The 12,837-nt window shown below is 42.1% G+C and carries 10 protein-coding genes and 2 tRNA genes; 1 reads left to right on the forward strand and 11 read right to left on the reverse strand.

Annotation, left to right across the window (positions count from 1 at the left end; all coding sequences use genetic code 11):
• Positions 1–111: 111 nt before the first annotated feature.
• From murA to HXT29_RS04785, 8 genes are all read right to left on the reverse strand, one after another.
• Positions 112–1,473 (reverse strand): UDP-N-acetylglucosamine 1-carboxyvinyltransferase, encoded by a 1,362-nt coding sequence (gene murA / locus HXT29_RS04750; RefSeq protein WP_004109784.1) that lies wholly within the window; start codon positions 1,471–1,473, stop codon positions 112–114.
• A gap of 91 nt (positions 1,474–1,564) precedes the next feature.
• Positions 1,565–2,857, reverse strand: coding sequence for a metallophosphoesterase (locus tag HXT29_RS04755; protein WP_004105623.1), 1,293 nt, complete (start codon positions 2,855–2,857; stop codon positions 1,565–1,567).
• 549 nt (positions 2,858–3,406) lie between these two features.
• Positions 3,407–3,478, reverse strand: a tRNA-Gln gene (locus tag HXT29_RS04760).
• A 40-nt stretch (positions 3,479–3,518) separates the two neighbouring features.
• Positions 3,519–3,591: transfer RNA gene (locus HXT29_RS04765), tRNA-Glu, on the reverse strand.
• A 190-nt stretch (positions 3,592–3,781) separates the two neighbouring features.
• Complete coding sequence (gene gltX, locus HXT29_RS04770) at positions 3,782–5,344, reverse strand: glutamate--tRNA ligase (protein ID WP_004105625.1); 1,563 nt, start codon at positions 5,342–5,344, stop codon at positions 3,782–3,784.
• Positions 5,345–5,400: 56 nt separating this feature from the next.
• Positions 5,401–6,375 (reverse strand): hypothetical protein, encoded by a 975-nt coding sequence (locus tag HXT29_RS04775; protein ID WP_422118319.1) that lies wholly within the window; start codon positions 6,373–6,375, stop codon positions 5,401–5,403.
• A gap of 28 nt (positions 6,376–6,403) precedes the next feature.
• A complete protein-coding gene (locus HXT29_RS04780; RefSeq protein ID WP_422118320.1) occupies positions 6,404–7,108 on the reverse strand; it encodes a histidine phosphatase family protein in 705 nt (234 codons plus the stop codon).
• Positions 7,109–7,142: 34 nt separating this feature from the next.
• Positions 7,143–7,649 (reverse strand): GtrA family protein, encoded by a 507-nt coding sequence (locus HXT29_RS04785; RefSeq protein WP_033888629.1) that lies wholly within the window; start codon positions 7,647–7,649, stop codon positions 7,143–7,145.
• Positions 7,650–7,733: 84 nt separating this feature from the next.
• Here HXT29_RS04785 and HXT29_RS04790 point away from each other — a divergent pair, with 84 nt between their 5' ends.
• Entirely contained in the window at positions 7,734–8,081 is a 348-nt protein-coding gene (locus tag HXT29_RS04790; protein ID WP_116431950.1) for a phenylpyruvate tautomerase MIF-related protein, read from the forward strand.
• A 168-nt stretch (positions 8,082–8,249) separates the two neighbouring features.
• On the opposite strand, the gene HXT29_RS04795 is transcribed toward HXT29_RS04790, so the two are convergent.
• The 3 genes from HXT29_RS04795 to brnQ all read right to left on the reverse strand — a co-directional run bounded on the left by HXT29_RS04795 (position 8,250) and on the right by brnQ (position 12,713).
• Entirely contained in the window at positions 8,250–9,914 is a 1,665-nt protein-coding gene (locus tag HXT29_RS04795) for an InlB B-repeat-containing protein (RefSeq protein WP_004574136.1), read from the reverse strand.
• A 12-nt stretch (positions 9,915–9,926) separates the two neighbouring features.
• A complete protein-coding gene (locus HXT29_RS04800; protein WP_004574138.1) occupies positions 9,927–10,676 on the reverse strand; it encodes a hypothetical protein in 750 nt (249 codons plus the stop codon).
• A gap of 555 nt (positions 10,677–11,231) precedes the next feature.
• Positions 11,232–12,713 carry a branched-chain amino acid transport system II carrier protein gene (gene brnQ, locus HXT29_RS04805; protein ID WP_174164266.1) on the reverse strand — a complete coding sequence of 494 codons (1,482 nt, stop codon included), beginning with the start codon at positions 12,711–12,713 and terminating at the stop codon, positions 11,232–11,234.
• Positions 12,714–12,837: the final 124 nt, after the last annotated feature.

The raw sequence follows: 12,837 nt of genomic DNA on the forward strand, positions 1-12,837 counted from the left end.
TGCGACTACTGTACCGATAAATTTATGCGTAAAAAAGCTTTTTATAGCATTGTGGATAAAAGCTTATAAACCTACAAAACTCACGTTTTGTAGAAGAAGTAGAAGAATATATCAGTCGATATTAGCGCCCAAAGCTAAAAGTTTGCCTCTAAAATCTGCATATCCTCGATCAATTAGCGAAATTCCGCGCACATTCGACGGACCTTGAGCAGTAAGAGCTGCAATCAAATGGCTAAAGCCTCCGCGCAAATCAGGTACGTCAATATCTTGACCTGTCAACGGAGTAGGTCCGAAAATAACTGCAGAATGCTTGTAATTGCGCTGCTGGAACCTGCAAGGAAGCGAACCTAAGCATTCACGATAAAGCTGAATCATAGCTCCCATTTGCACAAGTGGCTTCGTGAAGCCAAAACGATTTTCATAAACAGTTTCATGCACAATACTCAAGCCCTTCGCTTGAGTAAGCGCAACAACAAGAGGCTGCTGCCAATCAGTCATAAAACCAGGATGCACATCGGTTTCAATAGCAACAGGATGCAAATCCCCACCCGGATGCCAAAAACGAATTCCTTTATCTGTAACATCAAACTGTCCGCCAACTTTACGGAACACGTTTAAGAAAGTCATCATTTCTGGCTGAGTTGCGCCCTTAATAAACACATCTCCGTGTGTTGCAAGAGCAGCAGAAGCCCAAGAAGCTGCTTCAATGCGATCAGTTAATGACGTATGAGTGTATCCTTGAAGCTCTTTTACTCCTTCAATACGGAAAGTACGGTCAACGTCTACAGAAATAATCGCACCCATCTTTTGCAAAACGGCTACCAAATCCATGATTTCTGGCTCAATTGCAGCTCCGGAAAGCTCTGTACGACCTTCTGCAAGAACCGCTGCAAGCAAAGTCTGCTCGGTTGCACCGACAGAAGGATAAGGCAAATGAATTTTAGTGCCATGTAAGCCATTAGGTGCAGTAATATGTATACCATCCTCATGATCTTTATCTACATTTGCACCAAGTTTACGCAACGTCTCAAGATGAAAATCAATTGGACGACCACCAATATTGCATCCTCCAAGCGCAGGAATAAACGCTTCTCCAAGACGATGAAGAAGAGGACCAGAAAAAAGAATTGGAATACGAGACGAACCAGAAAGAGTGTCGACGTCAGCTACATCTGCGAGCTGCACTTTTGTGGCATCAATTGTCACAATGCCTTCAGGCCCATTAACCTCAACGTCAACACCATGCAAACGCAACAGATCAGAAACTACATGAACATCGCGAATTTCAGGAACGTTTTTTAGAACAGACTTACCTGGTGCCAACAAAGCTGCAACCATAGCTTTGCTAACAAAGTTTTTTGCGCCACGCACTTTAATAGTGCCATTAAGCGGCTTACCACCTTCTACATGCAACACATCTGCAGCGTCAATGCCACTATTGTTGTTCTGTTCAGCCGTATTGTGTGCGGACACATTTACCTCTTTCGTTCGCGCTAAAACACTATTCACTATAATACCGGCATATTTGCCAACGCGCTCATGCAATCTATTAAAACTGATTAAATTAGCGCGTAGATCGTTGACGCCATCGACGAATCAATCTAGTAAGCAATGATGGTTTACGCAATAAATCTACTTCTGGCAATTCATGCTCAGACTCAGCTGTAAGAGCATAAGTATAGGCTTTTTTGGAAGAAGGTTTGCCAACAAGATTCCCAAATTCAAGCATTTGCGTACGCGGTTCAAACGGATGACGAATATCAAATTCGAGCAAGCGCACGCCTCTTTTAGCAGGTTCAGGACCGTAAGATCCAAAACCACATGTAGGAGTAGCAACAAATAGCATATTACTCTCGGGATCTTTAGCTGCGAAAGAATTGCGGTGATCGTGACCGGCAATTAGCGCAAAAGCTCCGGCATCAAGCAAAGCAGCATATTCGCCACTATCGACGTCAGGGCAGCTAATTCCTTCACCTAAATACCCATCTGGCAGAACATGTTTTTCGTCAAGAGCATAATAGCGGCCAGCAAAAGTACGATACCCCTCGATAGCATGTTCGCGCGCAGCAAGTTCTTGCGGAACTTCGCGAAGAACACGATAATATTGCGGCAATGGAAAATGCTGAAAAACGCAAATATGCTCAGGCAAATAAGAAGAAAGACCAGAAATAAACTCGATAGTTTTTTTAGAAGGGCTACCATAGCCGCCTGATTTAGCATAATCTCCAGAATCAACTAAAACTATTGAAAAAACAACCTTTTCATGCTTTTCATCCATAACAGGCAAGGCAAAAGTACCAGGCTCGCATGTAAAAATAATCTGCTTTGGCAACACACATTTTGTCGATTGCATAGCACTTGCAGAAGATGTACTAGAAGCACTACGATTCATGCAACATGGAAAATCTTGATATATCTTATCAAGCTCTTCATTATTTAGACCGCACTGGAAATCATGATTACCATAAGTAACAACCCATGGAATACTGCGATCTTCTAGTGGCTTCATTAACTTAGCAACGAATTCATGCACTTTATCAACCAATTGCTTCTTATCAGAAGACGAAATATTGGAAGATTCCTGCCAGCGTCTACGCTGAAAAGTTTTTGCAAATACTTTTTCATAACCTGCAATCTGGTTTCCGCTAAAAACTACAAGATCTGGTCGCACAGCATCGCAAGCAGAAGCAATAAGTCGAATGGTGTCTTGTGAAATACGTAACCCATCTTGAACATCTGCACACTGAAGCACTCGGAATTTACCAGAAAGATGGAACTGCAAACGTCCTAAACGCGCCGAAACAGATAAAGGAAGTGCCGCAGATGCATTAGCTTCGGATTGTGCAGAATCAGTCATACTTTAAGCATACGGCAGATATGCCGCGACTCACTCAATTTTGTTCGCAAGTTTACATAAATTATTTACATTCAAAAATACTAAATTAAGCAAATACTGATAAGAAATAACCCAAAAGCGATAAAAACGTGCAATTTCAGTAAAATAGTTACAAATTCACAGACAATTCACAGGTAATCGCATTACTGCACTCAGCATAAGGTGGTTATTATATATACATCAAAAGGAAATAAACTACAAGCAAGTAGTTGAATTTGACTTTAATAACTTAAACCTCTCTTCTTCTCTTCTTTCTCTAACCCCGGTCACGCACCGGGGTTTTTGATTTTAAGGCTGCATAAGAAGCGTGCGGCAAGCGTAGTAAACGGGATAAGCGTGTACAAGCGCGGTAAACGGCAAAAACTGAGCACGCATGTAAAGAAACTGCCGTTTCATCGCCTTAATCCGACAAAAACTTTACAGCCGCGTAAAGAAACAGCCGCGCGCTGAGGCAAATCGCAGGAATACAGATAGATAACAAAAAAGCCCTCGTTCTACGAGAGCTATTCGCTGGGGTACCTGGACTCGAACCAAGAATGGATGAACCAGAATCACCTGTGTTGCCAATTACACCATACCCCAATTGGCAGGCTTCGCGGCTCTTGGGACCGTTCCGTCTTCGTACCCCCGACCGGATTTGAACCGGTGTTGGCGCCGTGAGAGGGCGTAGTCCTAGACCGCTAGACGACGGGGGCTTTCATTTATCAGCTACGCCTCTTGACGCAACAAATAGCGACTTTACAACATAACAACTCAATACGCAACCGCGGCGTGTCGAAAATATATTAAACGAAACATAAAACAAATAAAAAGGTGGGAACGTAGCAATAGTGCCACGTTCCCACCTTGTTCAAATTTTATTTGAGCTTATAAATTATTGGTGATTTACAAATGCTCACGCAATCCAGCTAAACGCGCCAAAGTCACGTCTTTGCCCACGATTTCCATGGACTCAAACAGTGGCGGAGAAACGCGACGGCCAGAAAGTGCAACTCGCACAGGACCAAATGCCAAGCGCGGCTTGTAACCAGCTTCCTCAACAAGCTTCTTATTCAAAAGCTCATGCAAGGAATCAGTGTGCCAATCAGCGGCATCAACACCCTTCAAAGCAGCGAGCGCAGCGTCAAGAACCTCGCCTGCAGATTCCTTCAACTGTTTACGAGCGTCGTCATCTGGAGCAATGTAGCCATCTTCGCTTAACAGGCTTCCAACCATTCCAGCGACTTCACCAAGCAAACGCACGCGAGGCTGTACAAGAGGAGCTGCAGCTGTGAGTACTTCACGCTCACGGTCAGTTAACGCATCCCAATTATCTGCGCTAACTACGCCATCCTTATGCAAGTAAGGCACAGAACGATTCAAGAAATCTTGCGGATCGAGCATACGAATATGCTCAGCGTTGATGGAAATCGCCTTGTCTAAGTCAAAGTGTGCAGGATTTGCCTTAACGTCTCGCACATCGAACTTTTCAATCATTTCGTCCATAGTGAACACGTCACGATCAGGAGCGATCGACCAGCCAAGCAAAGCCAAGTAGTTCAGTAAGCCTTCTGGAATAAATCCGTTATCCCTATGCAAGAACAAGTTGGACTCAGGGTCTCTCTTGGAAAGCTTCTTCTTACCTTCGCCCATAACGTAAGGCATATGGCCGTAAAGTGGAGTTTCCTTAGCAATGCCCATCTCCATAAGGTAACGGTAAAGCACAATCTGACGAGGCGTGGAGCTAAGAATATCTTCACCGCGCAAAACAACGTTCACATCCATTAACGCATCGTCAACAGGGTTTGTAAGCGTATAAAGTGGATCGCCATTCGGGCGCACAATCACATAATCTGGAACAGATCCAGCTTTAAAGGTGATTTCGCCACGAATTAAATCGTTAAAAGTAATGTCTTCATTTGGCATCTTCAAGCGAAGTGCAGGTTTGCGACCTTCGTCGCGGAAAGCTTGCTTCTGTTCTTCCGTAAGATTGCGATCGTAGCCATCGTAACCAAATTCAGCAGGACGACCAGCAGCAATATTACGCTCCTTAATTTCTTCAGGAGTAGAGAAGGATTCATAAGCGTATCCTGCTTCAAAAAGCTTTTGTGCTACGTCTTTATAAATTTCCATGCGCTGGGACTGGCGATACGGTCCGTTACCTCCACCAACATCAATGCCCTCGTCCCAATCAATATTGAGCCAACGAAGAGCCTCAATAATCTGCTGGTAGCTTTCCTCACTATCGCGCTCATTATCGGTATCTTCAATACGGAACAGCAATTTGCCGTGAGTATGGCGAGCCTCCGCCCAGTTAAATAGCGCGGTACGAACCATACCTACGTGAGGTGTACCGGTTGGCGAAGGGCAAAAACGCACGCGAACATTCTTTGGAAGTTCAGGCTTTGCGGATTTTGTTGCATTATTAGCAACTTCTTGAGTTTCCTCGATATCAGTCATAGGTTCCATTGTGCCGCGCGTTACGGACGTGCAGCATTCGCATCAAACATAAGTCAACCTAAAAACTAATCAAGCGCCTGCGTAGATTCTTTATTACCCTCAACGTGCGCAAACTTCGCAGCAAGAGCCTCGCGGGACTTTCTATCATCCTCTTCTTTTGCGAGCTTCTTCGCAACTTCAGGATCCCACAGCACGTCTTCACGATGCTTTTCCCACTCTGAAATAAGCAGCGGCGAAATAAAATTGACCAACGCACTTATATCACAATTACACTTATCACTAGAATTACGCACACAATCAACAATCTCACGCCATTGAGCATCCTTGAACATCATTCGCGGCAAACCAGCACACTCACATATTTCGTTAATATATAAGAAGATTGGTAAAGTTTCGCAAATCTCGTTAGTTTTTTTAATTAGATTTGTTAATAAGCTTAAAACTACAATAATTTTTTGCGTTTCCAATGATTTATTTTCATAACAAGAAACCATTTGTTTCGCATAATTAATTGCAAAGTCGATATTGTTAATACTCCAATTACCTTCAACATTTAACGTATCGGCTGCTGCATTTATTGCATTAGAATCTTCGGCAGAATGAGATGCAATCTTACTAAAAATAGAATTTATATTATTACTATTTTCTAGTATTTCTTCTTCTGCTTCATCATAGTTAGGCTCATAGCATGAATCCATATTGTCGTAAGCATCGGCGGCAGCAAGTAGCGCGTCTACTATTTCTTGCGGACGTCCAGGAATTTCATCCGCGCCTTCATACACAAATTCAGCATCCGGAACGGTAACGTCAAGATTCGTGAGTATTCGTGCTATTGCTCGCATCGAGCGCACCTCAAGATTTTCCGCATATTTTGCGTCGTTATCTAAGTGTCGCGCTTCCGTCAATGGCCATAATTCTGTTAGTTTTGCGGCAGATTGCGCTGCATCATTCAGCATTAGCATACTTTTTTCATTATTTTTAACATCTTCAGAATCTTTGACAGAACTAACCAAATCAACAGAATCAACAGAATCAACCATTTCAATGCTCCTTCGCATTATATGTTACTTACTTCACTCGCCCAGCAGGATCAACATACGTAATTGAAAGCACACGCAAAGTCTCACAATCGTAAGTAACAGAAGTAATCGAAGCTAAAGCCGTGTGACGAAGAAGCATATTATGTTCAGCATGACCAGTTTCCAGTAGGTGTCTATAAGACCAGATTGGCGACTCATGAGTAACTGCAACGATTTGCTCACCAGGATGCTTACGAACCTGCTCGCGCGCAAAATCACCAACGCGAGTAGCAATACTGCGGTAGCTTTCTCCCCAACTTGGCTTCCACAAATTCGCAACAAGCTTCCAATTGTCGTTTTTCCACAGTGCGCCTTCACCGTAGCCTATGCGTTTTCCGCGGAAATTATTTCCAGCTTCAATTAAGCGTTTATCTAAAATAATGTCGCTTTCTTGAGATTGCACAGAAGATTGCACAGAATCTTCGTCACAGTGCGCTTTTACATAGGAAGAATCTGCAATCTTGCGCAAAGCATTTTCGATTTCACGCGCTGTTTCACGAGTCCGCTCAAGAGGAGACGAATAAATTGCAGTAATTCCGCGCATTTGTGGAACAGTGGCAATATATTTTGCTGTAGCTTGCGCCATCCTCACTCCGCGAGCCGAAAGATGAAATCCAGGAAGACGCTCATACAACACGTGATTTGGATTATCAACTTCTCCATGACGCACAAAATGAATTGTCGTAGCTGGCATTGCGTTCTACTTTCTGTTTAAAAGATTAAACCAATTACTTGCGGTTTTTTGTATGATTAAGCGACCACATTCCCAAGCGGTGAGCAAAACTCGTATCTTCTTGCGCAACATACCCAGGCTGTTGAGATTTAGTATCATCGAGCAGCCACTTTCGTATAACAAAATTCCATACAGCAACAACAACAGTAGCTACAAGTTTTCCTATATTTGTGCGCAAAACGTATACTGCAGATCCGCGTAAGCTTTCAACCATTCCTAACGTACTAGCCCAAATAATCAAATCATTTATAAGCAAACCTATAACTGCGGAAATAACAAAAATCAGAAGCTCCATCCACTTTGCCATATCTTCACGATGTTTAAAGACGTATTTCATACTGGCAATATAGTTGAAGATAAGTGAGATTACGAAAGAAATCGTACCCGCAACCACATTATTTAAGTGCGCAAGCATTAATAAATTGAGTAGCGCAACGTCAATAATAAGGGCAATAATGCCCACAATTCCAAACTTTACAACCTGTTCAATAAGCTTTTTCATAATATCCATTAAACACGCGGCTGCTAACAAATAACATATAATTGTTACGTAATAAAGCTTACTAAATTTAGCAAAGGAGCGATTATGCCAGTTATTCATACTCACGTTTCTGTAAGCACAACACCTGCCCAGCGCGACGCATTAAAAGCTGCTTATGGCAAAGCAATTAGCGCAGTTCCAGGAAAAAGCGAGCATTGGCTCATGTGCCCATTCGAGGACAATATGCCGATTTATTTTGCAGGAGACAATACTAAGCCTGCAGCTTACGTTGAGGTGAACGTGTTTGGTTCCAGCGTGCCAGGGTCTGCTTGGGAAAAGTTAACTGAGCAGATTATGGCAGCTTTAGAGCGCGAGCTTGGCGTACCTCAAGACCGCACTTATATTCGTTACACTGCAACTACTGACTGGGGTTGGAACGGCGGCAACTTCTAGTCGCAAGCCTCCGAGCTTGGGACAATTTGTCCCCACGAGGCAACTAACTTCTGATCGCAAGTCGAAAGTCGCATAAAATCTCCATCAAATAACCTAAACAAAAGCCTACCGCAAACAAGCACGGTAGGCTTTGTCACACCCAATAGGTGTTAGGGCAATCGGCAAAAATTACTTGATGTTTTCTTTCATCATTCTCTTTTTGCGAAGAATTCCTAAGCCTGCAACACCAAGCCCTAATGCCGTTAATGCGAACGGAAGAGTTGTTGATTCACCCGCCTTAGGAATTTCACCATGCTTCTTTACAGGAGTATTTGACACAGATTCTGACTGCGATTCAGGCTCAGAATCCGGTGTCGGTGTAGATTCTGGCTGCGTTTCAGGCCCAGGAGCCGGTGTCTGAGGATTTGGCTTAAGTTCCGGAGTCGGTGGATTAGGCGTTGGTTCCGGTGTTGGAGCTGGTGGGTTTGGAGTTGGATCCGGATTTGGTGCCGGAGGATTCGGAGTTGGATCCGGAGTTGGTACAGGATCTTTCGTGTAAATAGCATACACAGTCATATCGCTATTAACTATGCTTGCTCCCGTAAACGCAGTACCTTTACCGTCTTCCTTTGTATTCCATTCCTTGAAGGTATAACCGGCCTTCGTTGGATTCTTCGGCATAGACTCATCAGTCAACGCATCAGTATCAATAGCCTTACCAGTTTCCACTTTCACAGTTGCATGCGTCTTATCGCCGTCCTTGAAAGTAACCGTGCTTTGAGCAGGCTTAACAACATTAAATGTATATTGGATTTTATACTGACTGTCGTTAGCAGTTAAATTGCTATCTTTACCGCTAGCTTCTTGAGGGGCTGCAAAGTAATGTATATATGTCCACGTCAGACCTTTATTCTGTCTAACTTCGTCATAGGTGGATCCTCCAACATTCATATACTCAAGGAAACCACCGATGGAACCAGTAACAACATTCTTACCTTGCACGGCATCTTTAGTAATAGCTATATCCTTCATAGATACAGAGATTGTATTGAGAGAATTTAACTCATTCTTAAATTGGTCTTCCGTTAAGAACGTTTCTCCAGCACCTTTTCTTCTTAGCGTAACGGTAAGTGTCATACCGGTTTTAACTTCTCCGCTTACAGAAGTGGAGAGCGTTAGCAAATCAGAAGATGCATCAGATGTTGCCGTTGCTTTAGATATATCAAATCCCTTAGGAAACTTGATGGTGTAAACAAGCTGTGAATCCGTTAAAAAGCGTAATGTTCCGTTAGCCTTTTCGCTCCTATACATGTCATGACCAGAAAGTTCAGAGAAAATCGGCTGAGATAACCAGTTCATGTTTGAGAGCGTTAATTTCAAACTTGACAGATTATCACCAGCAGAAATCTTTACATTTTTTGACGTTGTGTCATCATTATAGGAAAGATCTCCATAAAACATTGGATTATCTGTCATCGGAACAGCTGGATCATCCGTTGCACTTTCAGGCTTATACTCTTTAAGCATCTTCAAAAGCGGAGAAAGTGCAGGTTTTCCATCATCTGAATGAATGCCTGTTGAATAGCTAAAATACTGAGTTTGATCAACAGCATCCTGACCACCTATTTTTTTAATTGCATCACGAATTTTAGTTCCTTCAGGTTTCAAAACACCTTTAGGGACGGCTGCAATTTTTGAATCGCCAAAAATATCTGTATTCGCTTCTTCAAGTTCAATCCAAGTATTTCCTGATTTCATGGAGCTAAAATCTTCAGCCACTTCCGCATGCGCTACACCCGATGAGAATGTGGAAAGGAGCAACGCTGAAAATAGTATGCTTAAAACTTTCTTCATAAAATACTCCTATTAGCGCACAACATTAACGGTTGCCTTATTAGTCTTAATATCAACAATTTGCTTTTGGAAAATGAACTTCTTATAAAATAATTCACATTTGCCTTCAGCTGTTATCTGTCCTAAATTCTTAACAGAATCGTCTTTAACTTCTACAGAATATGGAATGCTGATAGAAATAGGATGCCCTGTCATACCTGCTTTTCTTTCATTTTCGTATAGATTAAAGAAGCCCTTGTAGTCGTTCCAGTTTCCAAGACTAAAAGTAAAAGTTACCGAATTGGCGTCTTTATCGTATGATTTTTTGATTTCACTAATCATAGAAGTGTTTGCAGAGCAAGAAACCTTTTCTAAATTAACGTTGAAATTTTTAGGGAAAGTGACAGTATATTTAGCTGTTGGGAAATTTTGTCCCTTATCAAACATAACCAAATTCTCAAAAGCTCTACCATGAGAATCAGTCTTCCCCTTAAAGTCTTTAATATATTTTTGGTATGCACCTTCTAACAGATCGCTTGTTTCGACAGATCCTGAAACAACACCCTCATAGTAAAGATTACCGTCTTTATTAACATCCTTACCTGCATTTTGTAATGCATCTGTTATAGTAATTGTTCCTACAATCTTATCTTTTGCAACTTGATCATATTCACTTGTTACATTACTTCCAGCCGCAAATGCCTGTGTAGTTCCAGCCATTACACCAAATGCTACTAATGTTGCCATCAATAGACCCATTGTCTTTTTTACTAATGTTTTCATATTTTCCTCCTTATTAATCTAATAATGTTCTTTTTATTGTTTTGAAAAATTGAATAAAAATAGGCAGAAACACATACCTATCCATCAGGCATGTATTTCTGCCAATTAAAAAAGTCTACGTGAAAAGAGACAGAACTATGCTGTCTGTCTGTCTGTCTGTCTGTCTGTCTGTCTGTCTGTCTGTCTGTCTGTCTGTCAAGGATTTTGTCAGTTTTTTCATGGCTTGTCAACCTTTTATGCTAATCTCTTTCATGTTAATTGTACAAGAAAAAATCTATATTGACTAGCCTTTATATATTGTATATCCGTTACTTACTCGTCTATATAGATCACATCAATCTTTCCTGCAAGCGTTTCCTAACACAACTTCAAACCATGCAGGCTATCACCAATATACACCAGGGGACAATTTGTCCCCACGTAGGCAGCTAACTGATCGTCACACTTGCGCATCTTTTTTAACAAATAACCAAAACAAAAGCCTACCGTACGCGAAAACATACTGTAGGCTTTTTCAATACAAGTAAATATTACTCTCGAGAATTACGCACAAGACTATGACTCATCAGTAATAGAATCATCGCTACTAGCAACACTGCCTTCAAGATCTGGACCAGCAGCTAGACGAGCCACCTCTTCCATGTCCTTGTTTTCAAATAAAACCATGCGGACATAGCCAACAACAAATCCAACAACAGCAGGGCAAACCCAAGCCATGCCAAATTCCGAGAACGGCAACCAGTTTTGAGCAACCACCAACATATCGTTCATATGCAATGCGTTGCGCAAAGCTGTTGGCAAACTATTCAAAAAGTCAAATACAGCTGCAACACCAGTAAAACCAAGTGTCCAAGCGTACACGACTTTGGAATTTCCAAAAAGTCGACCGCACAAAGCCAAAAGAATCAATACGATTGACAGTGGATACAAGAACATCAATACTGGAACTGCATATTCGATGATTGTGCTCAAACCAAAGTTTGCAAGGCCAAACGAAACAAGCGTAATCAACACAGACCAAACGCGATAGCTAGGACCCTTAGGGAATAACTTAGAGAAGGTTTCCGAGCAGCTTACAATTAAACCAACTGCCGTCTTTAAGCATGCAAGAGTAACAGTTGCAGCAAGAACAAGCAAACCAACGTTTCCAAGATGGTAGCGTGCAACTTGCGCCAAAGTTACGCCACCGTTTTCAGCAGGCTTAAACAGTGCACGGCTACGCACACCGACAACAACAATTGCGACGTAAATCAACGCCATAAGCAAGCAGCTAAAGAATCCAGATCGCACAGTATTCACTGCCACATCTTTAGGGTCTTTTACGCCAAAGGATCGAATAGTACTAACAACTATAATGCCAAAAGCCAAGCTAGCTAAAGCATCCATTGTATTGTAGCCATCTAAGAATCCTGTAAAGAATGATTCATTAACATACTTCCCTATAGGAGCAGCATCCGCAGAAGCGCCGCTTACAGGAGAAAACAGTGCAGTAAATACCAGAATACCTAAGAAAACCAGGAATATCGGCGTAAGAACTTTACCAACCCATGTAAGTATTCCGCTAGGCTTCATAGCAAAGAAGAATGCTAACGCGAAGAAAACCACAGAGAACAAGAACAAATACAATTGACCGTTTCCGTCTTGTGGAACAACGCGCTCCAAACCAACAGTGTACGAAGTTGTTGCGCAGCGAGGAATTGCAAAGAATGGTCCGATTGTTAAATACAGCACACAGGTAAAGAACATGCCGTATTTTTTGCTCGGCTTACTAGAAAGTTCAAAAAGACCGTTTGCGCGACTCATCGCAAGAGCCGTAACACCAAGCAATGGCAAACCAACGCCGGTAATAATAAAGCCTAATGCTGCAGGAGCGGAATTGTTTCCTGCATTAGCTCCAAGGAACACAGGGAAAATCAGGTTTCCTGCGCCAAAGAACATACCAAACAACATGACCGCCACGTACGCGGACTCAATAATGGTCAAGTTCCTTTTTTTCGGGGCACTATCTGTGCTGACACTTTGTGTTGTGACGCTCATGCTTACACCTCCCATAAGGATAAATTTGTATTTATATACTATTCAGCTAAATCTCTTACTTTGTAATTTTGTGGATTTAAAGCGAAAATAATATTAGAGGGTATATTAATAAATTGCATGTACT

The sequence above is a fragment of the Gardnerella sp. DNF00550 genome (assembly GCF_049262685.1).
Classification (GTDB): Bacteria; Actinomycetota; Actinomycetes; order Actinomycetales; family Bifidobacteriaceae; genus Bifidobacterium; species Bifidobacterium leopoldii.